This is a genomic window from Adhaeribacter aerolatus (genome assembly GCF_007991635.1).
Taxonomy (GTDB): Bacteria; Bacteroidota; Bacteroidia; order Cytophagales; family Hymenobacteraceae; genus Adhaeribacter; species Adhaeribacter aerolatus.
The window spans coordinates 39263-59243 of sequence record NZ_BJYS01000048.1 but is presented as its reverse complement, the minus strand read 5'-3'; the positions used below and the strand labels follow the sequence as shown (position 1 = coordinate 59243).

General features: G+C 43.0%; 12 protein-coding genes. 7 read left to right on the top strand and 5 right to left on the bottom strand.

Going from position 1 to position 19981, the window contains the following annotated elements; translation table 11 throughout:
- The 5 genes from AAE02nite_RS23605 to AAE02nite_RS23585 all read left to right on the top strand — a co-directional run.
- Positions 1-1516, top strand: a 1516-nt coding sequence (locus tag AAE02nite_RS23605) for an MBG domain-containing protein (RefSeq protein ID WP_146904323.1), incomplete at its 5' end; no start/stop codon positions are given.
- A gap of 437 nt (positions 1517-1953) precedes the next feature.
- Positions 1954-2421, top strand: a complete 468-nt coding sequence (locus tag AAE02nite_RS23600) for a hypothetical protein (RefSeq protein WP_146904320.1) — start codon at positions 1954-1956, stop codon at positions 2419-2421.
- A 926-nt stretch (positions 2422-3347) separates the two neighbouring features.
- Entirely contained in the window at positions 3348-4259 is a 912-nt protein-coding gene (locus AAE02nite_RS23595) for a hypothetical protein (RefSeq protein WP_146904317.1), read from the top strand.
- A gap of 271 nt (positions 4260-4530) precedes the next feature.
- Positions 4531-5097, top strand: a complete 567-nt coding sequence (locus AAE02nite_RS23590; RefSeq protein WP_146904313.1) for a hypothetical protein — start codon at positions 4531-4533, stop codon at positions 5095-5097.
- Positions 5098-5603: 506 nt separating this feature from the next.
- On the top strand, positions 5604-6668 hold the full coding sequence (locus tag AAE02nite_RS23585; protein WP_146904309.1) for a PA0069 family radical SAM protein: 1065 nt from the start codon (positions 5604-5606) through the stop codon (positions 6666-6668).
- 42 nt (positions 6669-6710) lie between these two features.
- On the opposite strand, the gene AAE02nite_RS23580 is transcribed toward AAE02nite_RS23585, so the two are convergent.
- The 3 genes from AAE02nite_RS23580 to AAE02nite_RS23570 all read right to left on the bottom strand — a co-directional run bounded on the left by AAE02nite_RS23580 (position 6711) and on the right by AAE02nite_RS23570 (position 13373).
- Positions 6711-6959, bottom strand: a complete 249-nt coding sequence (locus AAE02nite_RS23580) for a hypothetical protein (protein ID WP_146904306.1) — start codon at positions 6957-6959, stop codon at positions 6711-6713.
- Between the two features lie 259 nt (positions 6960-7218).
- The gene (gene porU2 / locus AAE02nite_RS23575) at positions 7219-12255 is read right to left on the bottom strand and encodes a putative type IX secretion system sortase PorU2 (protein WP_146904300.1); all 5037 of its coding nucleotides are present in this window, start codon (positions 12253-12255) and stop codon (positions 7219-7221) included.
- 14 nt (positions 12256-12269) lie between these two features.
- Positions 12270-13373 carry a putative type IX sorting system protein PorV2 gene (locus AAE02nite_RS23570; RefSeq protein ID WP_146904297.1) on the bottom strand — a complete coding sequence of 368 codons (1104 nt, stop codon included), beginning with the start codon at positions 13371-13373 and terminating at the stop codon, positions 12270-12272.
- Between the two features lie 334 nt (positions 13374-13707).
- Here AAE02nite_RS23570 and AAE02nite_RS23565 point away from each other — a divergent pair, with 334 nt between their 5' ends.
- Positions 13708-14046: a PadR family transcriptional regulator gene (locus AAE02nite_RS23565; RefSeq protein WP_146904294.1), complete on the top strand. Its 339-nt coding sequence runs from the start codon at positions 13708-13710 to the stop codon at positions 14044-14046.
- A 4-nt stretch (positions 14047-14050) separates the two neighbouring features.
- Positions 14051-16558, top strand: coding sequence for a PspC domain-containing protein (locus AAE02nite_RS23560; RefSeq protein WP_146904290.1), 2508 nt, complete (start codon positions 14051-14053; stop codon positions 16556-16558).
- A 352-nt stretch (positions 16559-16910) separates the two neighbouring features.
- Here AAE02nite_RS23560 and AAE02nite_RS23555 read toward each other — a convergent pair whose 3' ends face one another.
- On the bottom strand, positions 16911-17747 hold the full coding sequence (locus AAE02nite_RS23555) for a hypothetical protein (RefSeq protein ID WP_146904287.1): 837 nt from the start codon (positions 17745-17747) through the stop codon (positions 16911-16913).
- 955 nt (positions 17748-18702) lie between these two features.
- On the bottom strand, positions 18703-19923 hold the full coding sequence (locus tag AAE02nite_RS23550) for a glycosyltransferase family protein (RefSeq protein WP_146904285.1): 1221 nt from the start codon (positions 19921-19923) through the stop codon (positions 18703-18705).
- Positions 19924-19981: the final 58 nt, after the last annotated feature.

Below are 19981 nucleotides of genomic sequence, written 5' to 3'. Positions count from 1 at the left end.
AGTAACACCAGCTACCCTGACTATCACTGCTAATCCTTCTACCAAAGTATATGGTCAGACTAACCCTGCTTTCTCTGTGGCTTACACTGGATTTGTAAATGGTGATGATGCTTCTAAACTGGGTGGAACTTTAGCTTACGCTACTGCGGCTACTACGGCCAGCCCAGTTGGTTCTTACGATGTAACGCCTTCTGGCCTGACTTCTGGTAACTACACCATCGGCTTTGTAAAAGGTACTTTGACAGTAACACCTCGTCCGATTACCATCACAGCTGTGGCTAAGACAAAATATTGCGGTCAGGTTGACCCTGCTTTAACTTACAGCATCACTTCTGGTTCACTGGTAGGTACTGATGCTTTCACTGGTACTTTGACCAGAGAAGCTGGTAACATCGTAGGTACTTATGCAATCCAGCAAGGAACGGTAGCTCTGAGCAACAACTACGCTTTATCTTACGCTAGCACTAACTTAACTATTACTGGAGTAACAGTTGATGTGTCTGAAAATAGCTTACCACAAGCTGTAAAAACAACTGCAACTACTTTAACGATTAAGGTTCTCAATAAGATCGAAGGAGTGGAAGTAAAGCTATATTTTGATGGTGCAGAAACTCCTAAAATTGGTTCAACTGATGCTAATGGAATTGCAACTTTCAATGTGGGCATTTTAGAAACCGGTGTTTACACGGTAAGAGCAGTTGCCGGAGCTGAATGTTCCGAATCAATAGCTTATTTACCTATTTACGATCCAAATGGTGGTTTTGTAACTGGTGGTGGATGGATTGAATCGCCCGTAGTACCTGCTACTTCTACAGCATGTTCTACTTGTTCTTATATGAGAGTAGGAGGAAAAGCTAACTTCGGATTTGTTGCCAAGTATAAGAAAGGCCTTACCGAAGTTGACGGCAATACCGAATTTAACTTTAAAGCCGGTGATTTAAACTTCAAGAGTTCATCCCTTACAGCTGCATCGCTTGTAGTTACCCCAACCAAAGCTATTTATAAAGGAGTTGGTTCTATAAATGGAACAGAAGGTTACACCTTTATGGTTTCTGCCATAGATGGAAGCCCTGATAAATTCAGAATTAAGATCTGGGAAACTAACAATACAGCTAATATAGTTTATGACAATCAGGCTGGAGCAGCTGAAAATGCTGATGCTGCAATGGCCATAGGAGGTGGCTCAATTGTAATCCAACAAGCTGGTAAAAAATCCGAACGTGTAGCTACCGAAGCCGAAATATTCACCGGTACCGAAGCAGCGAAGCTGACCAGCTATCCGAATCCGTTCACCGACCAGGCTACCATTGAGTTTGCCTTGGATACCGATGAGGAGTATAACCTGATGGTTTACAGCGTACGTGGTTCTTTGGTAAAAGCCCTGAAATCTGGTAAAGCCCAGGCCAAAACGCCGGTTCAGGTACAGTGGGGTGATGCTACTACACCAGCCGGGGTATACATTGTCCGGTTAACTACCAAGAGCGGCACCAAAACCCTGCGTATTGTAAAAGACTAAAATCCAACTTGTCTTAATTAAAAATCCAGAATTAATTTAAATACAGATTTGTTTTAAATCCAGATTTGTTTTAAATCCAGAAGCCCTTTGCTCTCAGAGCGAAGGGCTTTTTAATTGTCGGGGGCTGAAGCGTAAATCAGCTTACTTTAACTACCCCTGGCTTTTAAGCCCTCCATGTTAACCCCAAGAAGACGTTGTTTAAACTTATATTTTATTTAAATTTTTAAATTAGCATATTTGCAGCCCTTACGCCAACTTCAGGGTAATCAATTGAAGGCCTATGTATTATCAGCTAAAAACAGAGCGATAACATTACTTTCCTGGCAGGTTGCTTTGTTAATTTTATTCTACCGCTTGGCAAAAAAGCTAGGAGCCACCAAAAATTACCGGTATCTTTTCAAGAATAAATTGGAGTAACAACCGTTATAAATGCATCTATGCTGTACACTAATACCAACAAGTCACTTTATAATCCGACCCAGGAATTGGACCTGGAAAGTTGTACGGTATTAATTTACGGTCATCTCTCGTTTATGCAGGTGCTTTGGAACGATAGGGCTTCGGAAAAAGATTATAAAGCGAATGTTCTGCAGGTGCTCCAGATAGTAACGCGGCTTAAAATAAAATACATTCTCAGCGACGCGCACCGGCTCCAACACACCGACAACAATTATTGGTTTCTGCAGGTTTGTGTGCCCATTCTGGTAAAATCTAGCATAAGTAAAGTTGCCCGCATTGTGCCTTATAACCCAACGGCCATTACCCAAAATCAGAAGTTGGTAGAGGAAAAAGAGTTCAGGGCCCGCAGCCGGCCATTGGCTTTCGATTTCGAGGTATTCACCGATTTAGATGATGCCTTTCATTGGCTGGAAATAAAGCTACCCGCTCGCCTGGTTAATTACTAGGTTATTTTTTCTAACTGTTACGCTTACACTGCTCAAATTATAGCCCACTCCTAAATAAACATGCATCAGGCACCGGAACAATTTCTACTTTTACGGATTTAGGTTGCCAAATTGTTTAAAGCTGATCCTTTAGAATTTCCGGCCATCCAGCGGAAATAGTTTACCCGGCCTATTCCCATCGGGTTCCAAGTTTCCTTAAATTTCAAAAGTTCTTTTGCAAAAACAATTCGCCGCAGGCTTCCCAATGAGGTTTTTGGGTAAGATTATTTTGAATATAGTAAGTAGAAAGCTATAAGAAATAAGTTTTAAGTATATAAAATATTGAAATAGAGCACTCTATAAAAATTTGTATATCAAAGTAATTTTGTCCCTTTACTATTATACGAATATTAGGTGGTTTATGCGCTTCAAATATGGGGGTCATGTTAAGCTTGTCGAAATAGCTGAATCCACTTTTTATAATGGTAATAGTTCCTCCTTTCCAATGTTCAGGACAGTAGTATGCTTATAAGCGCTAATCCTGTTTTATAGTGGTATTACTTACGGATTAAGGCCTACCGCTTCCGGTTAAATCTGGCCCCAAACCTATTTGTTATCCAAATTCAAATCTGCGGTTTGCAACGATTATTTTAAAACAACCCACCCCTTAACTCTCGAATTGAGGCAAGCAGGCAACTGCTCCTTTAACGCCTAACTTTCTGTCACTTTCAGTTGCACCTTGCTTTTAAATATTTATTTCTCAGTAGAATAGCCACGCTCCCAAGTGCCACGCTAAGTCAGAATTCCGGTCCGTCTTCTATTCTATTTCCGGTACCCTTAAATAAAAATAAGGTCTTAATCTTAACTGCCAATCAAATTTCCCGTTTATACAGGGAGGTAACGGTAACTTTGGTTTACCAATATAGTTCAATTTTAAAGAAAAGACTATGAATAGAAGAGATGAGGAGAATAACCGCCGCGACCGGGAGAACCGGGGCGGTAACCGGAATATGGGCCAGGATCAGGAATCTATGTATAGAGGCGCTTACCGTTTCGACGACCACCGCACCACCCGCGACCAACACGGCGACCGCTACGATAACCATCGCGACGACCGGGGCCAGGCCAACCAGCGGAATACTTATGGTCACTCTAATAATTACGGCAATATGGGCAGCTATGGCGGGGCGCAGGGCTTTGGCTCTTCCCGGGGTGGCAATGGTCACCGCGAAGAAAACCGGTCCGGCTTCGATTCTACCAGCGGTCACGGCCGCCATACGGTACCGGGTAATAGCCGCCAGATATACGGCGCTTATTGGGATAAAAACAGCTTTAGCGACCGCGACCACGACCGCTTTTCGGAAGAGCACCGGGAACACCGGCAAGATCCTAACCGCGATTTACGCCGCGACGATAACAACCAGGAAGACAATAGCCGGTACGAAATATACGATACCAACCAGAGTTTTTATAACTCCATGCCCGAGCAAACTTCTATCAGTTACAATATAAACCACCGGATCGACGAGGACTTCCGGCGCGACGACGAGCGCAACTATGGTTCGCACCAGCGTCCGCGTAACCGGCAAGGCAGCGGCAACGATCAGGACCGCCATTACAGCACCGACTACAACGACAAGAACCAAGGAAACATGGCCGGTTCGCTAAGCTGGGGTTACGATGGCCACCGGGGCTACGGCGATGAAGACCGTCCCCGCCACTACGATCCCATGAGCGGCAGCGTTAACCGCGATCCCAGCCGCCGGAATGATCGCGATAATCGGGATGAGCGGAACCGACCACGGGGTGGTTACGATGGCAATAACCGCCACCGCAACGAGCGGGATGATAACCGGTAAAAACTTATAAAAAGAAGGGGCCTTGGTTTAATTAAATCAGGGCTCCTTCTCTTTTATATCCGATAGCCTAATTCCGAAAATATATACAATTTGAGGCAGAGCGCCTGTTTTTCCTAATTCCCGTCACGAAAAACCTAAACTTCAACTAACCGATTATTTATAAACGCTTTTCCCTTAAAATTTTCCCGCTTTTTCTGCACTCCCTGCACTCCCACCAATTTAATCTTTTTATACGTAGTGTCGTATGGCAACTAAAGTTAACTAAAATAATATGCAGGAAGAAAGACATATTTACGGCCAGAACGAAGATGAAGTATGGCAGCAGCTTGCCCAGGATTTAAACCAGAACCCAGATTTATTGCAATACCAGGCTATTATTCATCAGCAGAATAAAGAAATTACCCTGGATATAGACATAGACCTGGGCGGCGGATTTGAAGGCGGATTTGCCACTACCATATTCAGCGCTCCTTTCCGAAACCCCGATGGCTTTCGGTTTGCCTTACACGAAGAAAGCTTTTTCGATGACCTGGGTAAATTCTTCGGGATGCAGGACGTGGAAATTGGCTACCCAGAATTTGATGAACGCATTATTGTTAAGACCACCGACGAATCGCGGGTACGCACTATTCTAACCGACGATACGACCCGCAGCACCTTAGCTGGTCTTAAGGATTTCACCTTTGAGATAGTGTTGCCCGACGATGGCGATACCGAGGGCAGCGATTCGCGATTGGAATTAATTATTGAAGAAGGCATCACAGACCCGGTCCGTTTACGCCAGCTTTATCATATTTTCTTCGGCACCTTAAACCTGATAGATCCATTCAGCTTGTAAAATGCTGATGGCTTAATTAGTTAAAGGACTAATTTATAGCTCTTCTATTTCATACCTGAAAATATTAGCCGCAGTTATAAAGTTAATATTATCATAACGCCACCGCTCTCCTGCTTTCTAAACAAACAAGCATGTAGCCTCTCTACGCTACGCCTATGGCTTATTGCCTGGTGAGAGCAATTTAGCATGGGGCAGAAAAAGCTATCTAAAATGTTTCTCAAATTTTACAATCACATTACCGATGTTTCGCTATAGTTCGGGAAGCTGAACTTCTGATATCTCCAATTCAAACCGGTTATTTAGGAGGAAGCTTGTTTATTACCTGCAAACAAGTTTCCTCTTGCATGACTGTGGTAGTTTCCCTTAACCAATAATGATTCAACGCTTGCGCGACTACAGCTAATAATATGAGTAATATTTTTGTTAAAGTATTTATATGATATATATTACTAAAAATTTTAGCTTTAACAAAGACTTATTTTAGCAAAATCCCGTATATTTACCCCATGGGAACAGGAGAACAATATCTGAAAGGCCGGGGTGCGCAGTTTAATCCGGTTAATCCTTACCTAAAAAATATCTACGTAACAGAGCACCCGGAAGGACTGGATGAACCCTTCCTTCAGAATTCTCCGACCGAATTTTTTAAGGAACATCCTCGAAAAATAGTAAACTCTGTCGAAAGCCCTGACCTGGGTTTATCTTATTCCATGAACCCATACCAAGGTTGCGAGCATGGTTGTATTTATTGTTATGCCCGCAATACGCATCATTATTGGGGGTACGGTGCCGGTCTGGATTTTGAACGGAAAATTATTATAAAAGAAAACGCGCCGGCCGTGCTGGCGCAGCAACTCGAAAACCCCAAGTGGGAAGTACGGCCGATTATGCTAGCCGGTAACACCGATTGCTACCAACCCATCGAGCAAAAAATGAAGCTGACCCGCAGCTTGCTGGAGGTTTTGTACAGATACCGGCACCCTGTTAGCATAATTACGAAGAACACCTTAATTCTGCGGGATATTGACATTTTACAAAAACTGAATGCGCTGGATTTAGTACACGTTAATATTTCGGTAACAACCCTGGACGAAGGGTTGCGGCAGAAACTGGAACCGCGTACAGCCACCGCTACCCGTCGCCTGGAAGTAATCCGGCAGTTAGCTAATGTGGGTATTCCGGTAAATGTAATGGTTGCGCCTATTATTCCGGGCCTTACCGACCACGAAATCCCTCAGATTTTAGAAGCTGCGGCTGCGAACGGGGCCTCTTCGGCCGCCTACACAATTGTACGTTTAAACGGGGCTATTGGGGGTATTTTTACTGATTGGATAAACAAGACTTATCCCGACCGGGCTGGAAAAGTGTTAAAACAGATTGCTTCCTGCCACGGCGGCAACCTGAACGATAGTACTTATGGCCGTCGCATGACCGGCGAGGGCAAATTAGCCGAAGTAATTCATAATTTATTCCGGTTAAGCCGCCACAAGTATTTCAAAAACCGGGAAATGAAACCGTATCGGTACGATCTATTCTGTCCCCGGCGCGGCAATCAATTATCCCTATTTTAACGATTTTAAGATAAATCAAATAACCGGAATAGCAGATGCAGATTAATCCTGGGCATCAGTTTGCTCCATGTATTCCCAAACCCACTCCTCGCTGGCCCCAATTACTACGGCATAAACCAGCATAATGGTATAAACCACCGCCAGAATAATGCTCAACGGAATATTAAACAGGAAGGCGAATACAGTTGTTCTTACCGGATGAAGCTTGTTTTTCATCTTGGTAGAAGCATACAGGAAAAACAAAAGATTAAAGGCTATTGCTACCGCTACAAAATTTATCAGGTCTAACATGCGTTTAAAAAATGGTGTCTGCCGATTAATTATTTATCTTATTATGTTCAAGAGTTTGGAACTGGATAAACCTTTGATACTGCTTAACTAACCAAATATAAAAAATAAAAGTTTATAATATCAAGCTTTCGCTGAAACAAAATAAAAATTAAAACGTAACACGGTGAAAATCTATCAATTATAAAAACAATATATAGTATAATTAACTACAAACAAAAAGCCAGACTGTAAATAATCTGGCTTTTCTATAACTATATCTCTAGCGTAAAATATAAATCTTACCGTAATCTTTCTTAAAAGCCTTATCACCGGCTGTATTCCGATGCTTAAACTCTTCGGTGCCCGTATCCATTACTACCCGGTATAAGTAAACGCCATTGGCTAACCGGTCGCCAAATTCATCGGTTCCGTCCCAGGCAAATTCGCTTATATTATTGCCAATTTTCAATGGCCCCAGTTCATCTTTCATAATTTCGCGCACTACCTTACCCGTAACGGTCATTATCTGGATTTTCATATCCTGCGGAATGGTACTACCGGTTAAAGTAAAAACAAACCTGGTTTTGCTGGAAAACGGATTCGGGTACGGGTAAAAATGAGAAACTGCGGCTTCGTTAATTACCTCAAAGTTGATGGTATAAGGCTCAAAACCGGATTTGTTTTCGGCCGCATCCCGGCCCTGCACCCGTAGGGTATATACGCCATCAGGCAAGTTCTTCGGATTATATTCGAGCCGGAAATCGTTGTTTTTATCCGCCGCGAAATATTTTATGTCGTTGCCGGCCAGGTTAACCACCGTAAAATCAGAAGCACCGGGCGCTTTCACATACACTTCCATGTGACTCGGATCTTTCAGGAATGTATATTTATCTTCGTCCTTCAGCGTCATGCTAATTAACGGATTCGGCGAAACAATATCCCCATCGAGAATATGCCGGCCATCAAATACCACATCCAATACAGGGTGCAAATTAGCAGTTAAGGCAAATGGTACTTCCAGCGTATTATTAAAATAATATTGTTCCGGCCGCAGCATCGGGTTTTCCGCTACCGGGTTCACAGTTACCCGCAAGGTATAATTGCCGCTTAGGTTATTTGTGGGGAAAGTATATGGAATGACTACCGTTTCGTCTTTTACTACGGCTTTCAGTTTTACATCTTTGCTAAAGCCATTGGCGCCAATTAAGGTTACCCGGGCCAGTAACGAATCGGTAAAGCTATGGTTAGAAATATTCTGGAACGCAATTTCCGCATCAATTTTACCTTTCTGGGCCTGCGCTGCAAAACTGTTATATTTCTCCAATCCTACTACCTCGGGTCTTACCACACCTTCGGGCACGCCGGTATAATGCACCCGCCATTCTTCCAATTGTGGGGCGGTGGCCTCCACACTATCGGCGAGGGTTAAACTCAGTTGCAGGTACGGAAATACTTTCGCATCAATCGCCGAAAGGTCTAAAGTCCGGTCTTTTACATTTGCATAAATTACCTGTTCGTTTTTACCTTCTATATTCAGGCCGGTTACTTTAAGCGTATACTTGTCGCGGCCCCCGCCATTATTCCTAACGGTATGAAACAGCGTTTGCCAGTTGGCTGCCGGGCCAATAAGCGTAGAAGTAATCGTGCCATGGTTTCCGAAGCCGGTAAGGCTGTAATCCAGTTGTATACTTTCGGTCAGGTCCTCACCCGAGGCCGTTACTTCCTGCGCCGTTCCGGCAGCAGCGCCTTTTCTGCCGATTAAAGCAAACGGTGAACCGGTTTTTAAATCATCAATTAATTTTGACCCTACTGAACGAAAAGCATTTTTCAAATTCTCCTGAAAATCGGCAAAGGGCACCTGATTAAGCGTTAAGGCTGCTACATAGTAACCGGAGGGAACCGCTTCCAGAAACGTACGCAGGTATTCCCGATTCTGGGGTTGCCGCAAATCGCCGAAATAATACAAAGATTGCGGTGCCTCGCCGCAAAGGGTAGGTGCCAGATTAGCCGGCATTTTATGTGCTTCTAAGGTTTTATCATTAAATACCGCTATTAATATATTAGGGATGTTTAAAATACAAGAACCGTTGTTAGCGTTGAAAGTATTTATAAATATGCCGTAGCGCAGAAAATCAGTGGTAATATTGCCGCCAGCGGTTCGCAAGCTTAAATTCTTCTGAATAGGCGCAAACTCCCACTGGCGGTTCTGCTCATTGAGGGCTATCAGGTTCGTGCGGGCTTTGGTAAATTGCCCAGGCTGACTCTGGGACCATCCTTCGGGGCTGGCTGGTATATAACGGAACGAGCTTTCGCCCCAAATGGTATCTTCGCTGGCAACTACATCTTTAGGGCGGAAACGCCAGTAGTAAACCAAGCTATCTTTAGGCGCGGCATTGGGTAGTAAATTCACCGTCCAAGTAGGCAGCGAGCTAGCATTTACTTCTTTGGTTTGTTTAGCCGGGCTGTTAAACGTACGGGTTGTATCGAGTTCAAAAGTATACAACCGGCTCGCCTGCAAAATATTACTGGCCTGTCCGATTAACTTAACTTCCTGCGTATTTACAATTGCATACTCGTATGGCATTAAAGGACGGGAGCCAGTGGCCGGGAAATTATATACAAACTGAACTGTATTATTCGCCTCATCCAGTTCAGCAATCGCATTCTCCGAATCTACCATAATTTTGAAGGTATTAATACCCGCTACCCGGCCTTCGGTAGAAGAAAATACAAACGTTAAAGTATCCTGGCTAAAAACAGGGGGATAAAGTTCAGAAATTACTTCTACCTGTTCGTTGCGCGTCACTTTTATTTTAAACGGTTCCTGCGTCGCCTTTCCTAAGTTTTTAACCGGTATCAATATTCTAAAGCTCTCGGAATTGGCGGTTACAGGCTCCTGATCATTCATGGGAGCTATATTAATGCTGTTCGCTTTTATGGTATAATCCGGCTTATCGGGCCCAATTAAAACCACCGCCGGGTCCGCCTGCATTACCATTTCTATCGCCGTGGCTACCAACTGTTCGTTGCCCGACAGGGCAGTCCGTTTTACTACTTCCTGATTAATAGTACCCAATGATTTTCCGTAAAAATTGGGATCGGTGAAGGTTAGCGCATAATAATTACGACTATAAATATTTAATGGTGTTGTATAACCAGTTGCCGAATGGGCTATGAAACCGATAGCGCCTTTCTGCGGGGATAAAACCCAATCTTCGCCAAAAGACCGGGTAGTAGAAGAACTAAAGGCATTACCCGAAAAGCAACCATTGAGTAAGATCATCGGGTATTTACCCGGGTTGTTGTAGTTATTTACAGGGTTAGAAGCATAACCTATATCTATATCCAGCACACTTGGCGATGAGTGCCCAAAAAAAGTAATGAGGGACAATCCATTATTTACCTGACTGGAAACATTGATGTTACTGGTAGAAGAAGTGGCGCCGGTGCGGGAAATACTTTCGACGATAGCCCCGTATAGCGGGTTCTCGGCCATATTTTCGTAAGACCGCAAATAATTTTTAAACAGATTCTGTTCCTGCAGGTTAATGCCGCCACCTAGGTGAAGAATATTTTTTCGCCATTCGGCATTTTGGGGCGTAGTCTCATGCTGCTTTACTTTATCTAAATAAGCAGCTACTTCAGCAGCATTCACAGCCGAAACCCGACCCGTAGGTACTTTAGGGAAGAAAGATCGGTTTTGAAAATCAGCCGTAAAAATAATATCCGACCCGGGTGCACCGCCGGTTGGTACCAGGTCCTGCACCGGGTAAGCGTTAGGATTCTTTCGGAAATTACCGCCTCCAAAATCAGTCTCAATGCCTTTACCCAATAAAAATAAATACTGCGGACTACCATTAGCCATCAAAAACTGCATTAGCCGACGGATAGCAACCGGTGACCGGTCTCCGTAATGAAACTGATCGTAAATTTGGTCGGTGTACAAAACCAAGGTATCGTATTTACCTCCGGCTGCCGAGGCCCGGTAATCGGCATAGGCTTTTACCGGATTAGGATAATTGGCAACGGGTTTGGTTAATATTTTATGGCTTACAATAATAAACCCGGCTTTGGCAGCATTAACCTGCTTAAACATTCTGCGCCCTGCTCCCAGTGGCGTAACAAATTTACCTTCGGTAGTAATTAAGATTTTTCGCTGTTTGCCCGGCGAGCCGTTGATGATGAACCCGCGCTGACTACCTGCGGTGATTGCTGCGGTGCGGATAACATTAGCTTTATCTGTTATATCGTAGGCAATACTATTAGCCGCCAGGTTGTCGAATACCAGGAAAGAAGGGGTTGTTTTGTTTGAATCGGCTAATGAAATTAAAAAATCTTTAGTGGGGATAATATTCTTCCTGGGGTAACGCACTTTCACGTAGGCCACTCTTATTAAATCTGATATCCCCCCAGCAGGAACCTGGGTATTCACCTTTATCTGAATGGTTAAGACTCCGTTCGAGCCAATTTCATTAAACTGAACCGGATAATTTAGCTTTACATGATCGAAGGGGCCAAACTTGTGATTAGCTACCAATATCCTTTCGGCTCCCGATGGAGCTATCACCGATACGGTAACATCGTGGTCGGTGTAATAGGTACCCACCAGGGCAATTTCGGCGGTAGGCATTGGCCCTGTCGGCTCCAGGTTAAACAAAGAATCAACCCTTACCTGATATGGATTGAGCCGGTTCCGATTGCCTCCCTGCACACCAAAGAATTCCGAGAAAAAACCTTCGGCTTTATCCCCCCACGACATGGCGCTTTCGCCCCAGGCAATACCACGGGAATAGTTGGTTACAAAAAGGTTCATCCGGGTCTGATGGTGCCAGATTTCGGGCGTAAGGTTATCGGGGCCTACATTCTGGTTAGCCATTCTTTTGCCGTTTGCAGCCGATACTGTCAAAAAATACGCAGCCGTATCGGTATACAGGCTGTAATAATCGTGCACTTTATAGGCTGGGCTCTGGTACAGCTCCACGTCGGTTTTGCCATCGTTGCGCTCACCATAAAACTCTACGTAATCTCCGGTATCTAAACGCCCGTCGGCTTCGCCGTTTACCACTATGGCTACTTCTTTGCCGCTTCTGAACAACTGCAATTTTTGCGGATTGGCGGCAGACAGGCCGGCATTGTTCAGGAAATTATAATCGAGCCGATGAATGCCGTTGCGGGTGACCTTAATTTTATAATACGCTTGTGAATAATTAACCCATTCGTTGCCAAAGGTTTGCCCCTGGCCCTGCGCCACCCCAGCCAAACCCAGCAGCAGAAAAATGAAAAAATTTATTTTAATCTTATTCGTAACAGTGTTCATATACACTTAAAATATTAATCGAAAGAATAACCCAAGGACACAATTACAGACGAGAGCCGGGCATTACTGGAAAAGTTATTCGTAGGCGTGGTGTCAGCAATGCGGGTAAGCGCCAAGTCCAGGTTTAAACCGTTAGAGGCAATACCTACCCCAAAATTCGGCTGAAACTTCCAGCTTTGGGTATAATCAAAGTTTCTTACTTGCTGCACATTATTCAGGCCGGCCCGCACAAATACCAGATGGTTGTAATTAACTTCCATTCCTAAATGCGGATCTATTGATAGCACGTCAGAACCCACCAAAACGTTACGTTGCCCGTCAAAAGTAAAATCCAGGTCCATAGCCACCAGAGCACCTACTTTATCGGTAAACTGAATGCGGCGCGCCAAACCCATTATGAGGCGGGGCAACGTTATTTCTACGCTGCTTTTAACCAGCAGGGTGTCGCCGGTAATGGCTGCTACTTCCCGGAACTCATCGGGGTTATGCACCCAGGCATTAAAAGTGGTGGTAATATCTTTGGCCATTAAACCAAATTGCCAGCCTTGTCGCTCCAGTTGGGCCCCTATATCCAAACCAAAACCATAAGCATTAGCAAACTGGCCCACATTCCGGTAAATTACTTTGGCCGAACCACCTAGCCGCAAACCTTTTATTAAATTGCTTTTACGGGCATAGGAAAGGAGCAAGGCATAATCGGATACCGAAAACAAACGGATATTATCGTAATTAATATAACCATACTCGTTTACCAGATTGCGGGTATCGGCAATATCATCTACCCCGGTACGGATTACGGAAACGGCAAAAGCGCTGGAAGAATCTAAAGGTGCGGCGTAAGTAGCAAAATCGTTTTTTACAATTCCGGCAAACAGCTCGGAGTGCATTAGCGCCACATTGTGCTTTTTGGGAAGTTGCAAAAGACCGGCCGGATTCCAGAACCCGGCAGTAGCATCATTGACAACGGCCGACTGCACATTGCCCATACCTAAGGCACGCCCTCCTACTCCAATATTCAAAAATTCGTTGCTGTATTTAGGGGCCTGAACCTGCGCGTTTGCTTGCAAACAAGCGAGACCTAACAAAACACAGCAAAGCCTGGCAATTTTGTAAAACATAGAAGGTGTAAAAAATAAAATACTAATGCTCCTTTTTAGAAGTTTTTCAGCCGGCAAATTACGAATAATTTTTTAAAGTAATAAAGAGCAGTTCCAGAAATTATCCAATATTTTTTCAAACTTTAATAATAAATAACAGGTGCTAATCCCCTTATATCCAACCTCCGCCCATTTTCCCAGCAATTACCCTCTTTAACCTCTTCTATTTTTTTTGCAAAATTTTACCAATTTTTTCTTTTGAGATAATACTCAACAAAAAAATATTTACATCTAGTACCTTGCTTTACATAGTACCTTCTATTATATTTGTCTCGATCTTAAAATCAAAACCAGCATGAAAGTAGAAAACACACAAGTACAAATGCGGAAGGGAATCCTCGAATTCTGCATTTTGGAGATAATCTCCCGGGGTGAAGTCTATGCTTCAGATATGCTTGATGAGTTAACGGCAGCCAAAATGATTGTGGTTGAGGGTACCCTTTATCCGTTGCTAACCCGGCTTAAAAACGCAGGACTTCTGGACTATACATGGGTCGAATCTACATCGGGCCCCCCGCGCAAATATTATACGCTTACAGAGGTTGGCAAAGAGTTTTTAGAACAGCTCCGGCAAACGTGGCTGGAAGTGGTAGCCTCTATCGAACATATTACCCAAAAAAATAAAGCATCCTAAAGAAATGAAAAAGAATATCAGCATCAATTTACAAGGCATGATTTTTCATATTGAGGAAGATGGCTATGAACAGCTCAGCCAGTACCTGGCGGCTATAAAGGCTTATTTCTCGGCCTATGCCGGGCACGAAGAAATAATTGCGGATATAGAAGCCCGGATTGCCGAAATATTTTTCGCGAAGTTATCGCCCACCAAGCAGGTTATAACCCGCGAAGATGTACAGGCCCTGGTAGCCCAGATGGGCAGCGTAAAAGATTTCCAGACCCTGGAAGAAGATGAGGCCGACTTTGCTACCAATGCGACTGATCAGCAGCAAAATACCTATTCTTCCGCTAACGGCCCAACCGCCGAACCAACCGCTGCTAAGCGCATTTACCGCGATGAAAACCGCAAAGTATTGGGCGGTGTAGCAGCCGGTATTGCCAATTACCTGAACCTGGACCCACTCTGGATACGGTTAGCATTTGTATTCCTGACCTTACTATTTGCTATTCCGGGAGGGGCGCCAGCCGGCATTATTATAGTGGCTTACGTTCTTTGCTGGGTAGCTTTCCCGAAGAACTACAACTTACCCGAAACCAAATCCAGAAAATTATTCCGTAACCCCGACGATAAAAAACTGGGCGGCGTAGCCAGCGGAATAGCGCTATTCTTTGGCATGGATGTGGCAGTGGTCCGGTTGTTATTTTTAATCTCTTTCTTTTTAGGCGGTTTTGGCTTCGTGGCATATATTATCCTTTGGATAATATTGCCCGAGGCAAACTCGATTACCGACCGCGTACAAATGCAGGGAAATCCGGTTACGCTTTCCAGCATTGAAGAATCTTTAAAAACCAGTTTGCGCATGCGCGATGAAGACGGGCGTGAAAGTAACCTGGCCCGGGCGGTTTTATTTCCGGTACGGCTGGTGGCGCAGGTATTTGGCGTTTTAGCTCGTGTGTTGGGCCCTTTAATTAGTTTCTTAGTTACCCTAATTCGTATACTGGCGGGTGTTTTGCTCATTATAATTGCCGGTACCCTTATATTTGGTTTAATCTTAATGACCTTTACCGCTTTAGGTCTGATTGATGGTTCTGATTTTATTGGTTCTGATGTTCCTTTCGCCCTATTTACTAACACCTATCCCGCTTACGGATTAATTGCCGGCTTTTTCGCTGGTTTGATACCCGCTATTCTTCTTTTAGTATTGGCTCTGGGCCTGCTGCTCAAACGCTTTTACCTCCGCCCCGCGGTTGGCTGGTCCCTCTTCGGCATCTGGATTCTGAGCATTTTTGTCCTGGTGCTGTCTATTATTCAGTTCCGCAATAATTTCCGAGAGTCCGGCGAATACGTGGTACAAAAAGATTTTCCGGTAACAGCTTATCCTACTATTTTGCTTAAAGCCCGCGATACCGATTCGTTTCGGAATGGATATGCTGATATAGAGGTGCAAAGTTACCCCGGCAACACCGTAAAATTGGTGCAGGAATTCCGGGCCAAAGGCAAAACCGAGGCCGAAGCTGCGCGCAATGCTACCATGATAACTTACCGCACCACCCAGCAAGACTCTTCTATTACTTTTGATTATAACTATAAATTTAAGCCTAGTGCTATTTACCGGGAACAGAATTTATTTTTAAGATTATTATTACCCGAAAACAAGACATTCCGGGTTTCCGAAAGTTTTGCCAGAATGCTGCCTTCATCGGCCTTCGACCGCGATTTAAATAACGAAGAAAAAAGCAATTACCTGTGGCAGGTAAAAAAGAACAGCTTTGTTTGCCTCGATTGTCCCGCCATCGACTCTACTGCCCTTAAAAATAATGCAGACGAGGAGGAATGGGAAGAAGAGGGTCAGGCTAACCTGGATTCGCCGTTACGCAACGAAAATGATTACGGCGATGATAACCGTACTTTTGAATACACCGATTTTCAGCGGGTACAGGTAAGCGGTATTTACCACGTTAAAATCCGGCGGGGCGATTCTTATGCGGTAACCGCCCGGGGTAATAACGATGAACTGCGGGAAATAGAAATAACCAAAGATGGCGACCGTCTCGAAATTAAACCCCGTCGTAACCGTTTCCGCTTCTCGCTCGGCGACCACGACCCGGTGCTGGTAATTATTCAAATGCCGGAGCTGAAAGATCTGAATTTGTCCGGCGCCGTAAAAGCAGATGCCAGTGGCTTCACCACCGATGAGTTCCGGGTAAACCAGTCCGGGGCCGTGCAAAGCGCCTTATCGGTTAAGTGCGATATTTTAGATATTGATTTAAGCGGCGCCAGTGAGACTTCGGTAGTTGGCAGCGGCGAACAAATCAGGGTAGAGGCATCCGGCGCTTGCCAGGTACGGGCCAGCGGGTTTAAAGCAACCAATGCCGATGTCGCTCTAGCCGGAGCCAGCAGCGGCCGGGTATTTGTAACCAACCACTTAAGAGCTAACGTTTCCGGCCCCAGCAACTTAACTTATAAAGGCAATCCCCAAACCGTAGATTCCGACCAATCTGGTATGGGTACTATCGAAGAAGATTAAGCAAACGAGTACAAAAATATAGTAAGCCAGTCTGAATAAAACTATGAAAATACTTAGCCTGTTAGCTCTTGTGGCCTGATGCAGCCATAGGAGTTAACAGGCTTGAGTTTTAATAAGCAGTATGAAATGCAACATTTAAATTAATTTTACCAGTGTAAAACCCAACTTTTCCCCTAAAAGAAAAGGCTTCCTCGTATTTGTTCCGGATTTCACCTTCCAAAATAGCTTCAGTGATGGCTTCATTTAAATCAACGGCTGGAAATTGCGTAGTTTTCTTCTACTCTCTAAAGCTTCTGCCAAATTTGAAAAATCACTAATAGCTTCTTAATAATGAGGCTTAACCAGATACCTTTTAATAACCTATCAAGGAATATATTTTAACAAAATCGTTCTGATACATTTCTTCACCTAAAACCAGGTTTTGCTCCTTTACCTGGCTTCTATTCGATTTTGGCAGAACTATATAATCATACTCCAGTTCGGCTATCTTAACCGAATAGATGCCACAGTTTAGATTAGCTATTTTAAAATAATGATTTAAATATAGTTTATACATGGGATCCAGTACTATAATATTATCAGGCTTATATTGCTTTAACCAAAGGAAGGCTTCTTTCCGCTGTTCCTCTTCTATTAAGCCGCTAATAAGAGACTTTTGTACATGATAAACCTGAACACTACTGTATAATATTATTCCAAAGCCGGCTAAACCCAAGGCAAACTTTTTACTAACATTTGTTATATCTAACAGCCACAGAAATAAAGCACTTAAAACGACATACAAATAAATAGATTTGTAGAATAGCGCTCTTTCCGGCAAATAAACCCTTTGGATTACCATAAATAAGTAAGGCGAAAGAACCATTACCAGTAAGGGTAGTTCAAATTTCAAAAACTGTTTTAATCGATCAAAATAAATTATTCTTACTACTGACAGTAACAGAACACCACTTATAATAAATTTCCCTAACCTTTCCAGGCCGAATAATAAGCCTTCGGCATACGAGAAATAGTAAATAAACCCGGACCAAAAAGATGTAAATGCTTTGGGCTGCACATATTTATTGTTAATTAATGATTCAATTCCGGAAATGAAGATAAGTGGAAGATACAGAGCAACACAACCCAGTCCAACCAGCACGCCGCTTGTAATTAACGCTATAATTTTATTCTTATCTCTTTTAAACAAGAAGTCCAACAAACCAATCAGGCAGGTAGCGGCAAAAGGGTAGAGAAAAGTAGGTACGGTAAAAAATCCGGAAATTCCGGATAATATAAATAAAAGCCAGTACAAATTATGTTTGCCGGGATGATACATAATACTGAGCATTGAAAAGAAGTTTATAAAAGCCATTAGTAAGATTAAAAAGTAACCTCTGCCGGCAATAGAATAGAACATGCCCATCTCAGAAAAACTCAAAAAAACTATACTAAGGATTGCAATAGCATGGCCATGAAACCGCAAAAGCACTACATAAATTACCAATGTACCCACTAAACTTACCAGAAAGGTAGGCATACGCATTACAAACAACGGGTCCGTATGCACCTGGTAGTAAAGGAGACTAAGAAAATTATTTAGTATATGGTTATTAGGGAAAGGGTAAAAGCTAACTACGGCCAGCGGGCCTTCCATGACAAACAAGTCAAAGGAAGCTACCTCATCCGTTGTAAAAACTTGCCGGCACAAATAATAACCTCTAATCAGAACGATCAAAATTATTACTGATACCAATATACCCTTCTCTGTTTTTGAAAGCTGTTGCAAAAGTTGGAGCGTTCTTCGCAATAAAAACACAAATTCAAAAAATACTTTAATCAACTCCTGTTTTACCCAGTTACTTCTAATAAAGCAGAAGGCAATCAGGAGAGAGGTCAGTAAATAACCCCCCCGAAGAATATTTATAGAAAAAGTATAAAAGCCTTTTTCTAGCGTGTTAGTAAATTTGAAAGAAGTGGCATACTGATAATTGATTTGCTCAAGCAGGAGCACATCGTTGTAGTCGGTTAAATAAAAGATAACATTTAAGAAACTACCGATAAGCCAGAAAATAAGCAGAAAAGCCGACAGAAAAAACTTAAAATTCTTCATCAAAATTTCAGAAAGATGTCCCTTAACCGGTTACTGCTGTTTTTATATGAACCTATTTTAAGAAACTAATTACTAATCCTTTAAAAGTTTCTATTAGAAACTCTTTCGGTAAATTAAGCACCAGCGATACTGAAAAAAGCAAAGAAATATATTTGAAGGACCCTTTGGATTTATTGGAATTATCCGGGTGAACCAGGCCCAGGATTATTGCTGTAAAAATACAGATGCTAAATGGCGCTAAGATTCGGTAATCAAAGGGATCAAAAGGAGAAAAAGCCCGGACAACGATTATGATTAAAAGGTAGCTAAAGCCAATTACAAAATATAATCTGCTGAGGCTATTTTCGGGCAGGTAGGAAATCTTTTCCCCTTTTAAATATTTAAAATAAATAAAAGCCATTAGTAACACCTGGAAGCAAGCAGTTACCAGAAAAAGCGCATCCGGAACACCGCCGCGCCAGTAATAATTTCTTATAATAAAGAATTCATTAAACAGGCCCACGATTAAAAACCAGGTAAAAAGGCCAATGCTCTCCCGGTCTGGGTATAACCTTTCGCCACCCGTCAGGAAACCGGTTTGAAGATAATTGTTATAAAAATACAACCCGGCTATAATGCCAAGCAGCGCTGTAATAAAAAGTAGCTTAAACGCAGGGTTTACTTTCCGCTGCAACAGAAACCATAAACTTAGACAACCCAGAATGAGGAAGCTAAAGCCGCCAATGTACCTTATCAAAAACAAAAACAAAGCGCTTACAAATAGTTGCAGGAGATATACATTGTTACCATCGCGTAAATAATGAAAAAGCGCGTACCCAAACCAAAGTAATCCGAAAACAAACGGTGCCTCCGACCAGGTATAAGAAAAAATTTCGAGGAAGGTAAAAGAGCATAAGCCCAGCGAAAGCAAATAAGCATACTCCCGGTTCATTTTCCGGAACAGTAGACAACACAAACCAATAAAAAATATATTTACCAGTTTTGATGCCCAAAAAACCGGCAAAGAAAAAAGAAAAGAAAAGCCCGCAATAAGAAGGGGGTAACCTACCGGCCAAACAGCAAAATAAATCTGATTCTCAAGTGTTTTTATTTCCGGTATGGGGTATTCATTGGAGTGATAAAACCCGTTTCCGTCGAGTATATTTTGGGCACATTCTAAGTAATACCAGGAATCCGGGCTCCGGTAGCCGGTACTTTCTATTTTTACTCTCAATACAATAACGGCCGCTATCAAAGCGAATAAAGCCAATAATTTATAATCTGGTGTAGACACTCGTTTTGCTAAAGATTAATTCTAAAGGTGTTAGTATATATTTAATGTGTAATTCTTA

Bases quoted from the DNA above. Each gene is read 5' to 3' on its own strand.
- AAE02nite_RS23560 (WP_146904290.1), top strand. From the start codon at position 14,051: ATGAAAAAGAATATCAGCATCAATTTACAAGGCATGATTTTTCATATT.
- AAE02nite_RS23570 (WP_146904297.1), bottom strand. From the start codon at position 13,373: ATGTTTTACAAAATTGCCAGGCTTTGCTGTGTTTTGTTAGGTCTCGCT.
- porU2 (WP_146904300.1), bottom strand. From the start codon at position 12,255: ATGAACACTGTTACGAATAAGATTAAAATAAATTTTTTCATTTTTCTG.
- AAE02nite_RS23565 (WP_146904294.1), top strand. From the start codon at position 13,708: ATGAAAGTAGAAAACACACAAGTACAAATGCGGAAGGGAATCCTCGAA.
- AAE02nite_RS23595 (WP_146904317.1), top strand. From the start codon at position 3,348: ATGAATAGAAGAGATGAGGAGAATAACCGCCGCGACCGGGAGAACCGG.
- AAE02nite_RS23585 (WP_146904309.1), top strand. From the start codon at position 5,604: ATGGGAACAGGAGAACAATATCTGAAAGGCCGGGGTGCGCAGTTTAAT.
- AAE02nite_RS23580 (WP_146904306.1), bottom strand. From the start codon at position 6,959: ATGTTAGACCTGATAAATTTTGTAGCGGTAGCAATAGCCTTTAATCTT.
- AAE02nite_RS23590 (WP_146904313.1), top strand. From the start codon at position 4,531: ATGCAGGAAGAAAGACATATTTACGGCCAGAACGAAGATGAAGTATGG.
- AAE02nite_RS23600 (WP_146904320.1), top strand. From the start codon at position 1,954: ATGCTGTACACTAATACCAACAAGTCACTTTATAATCCGACCCAGGAA.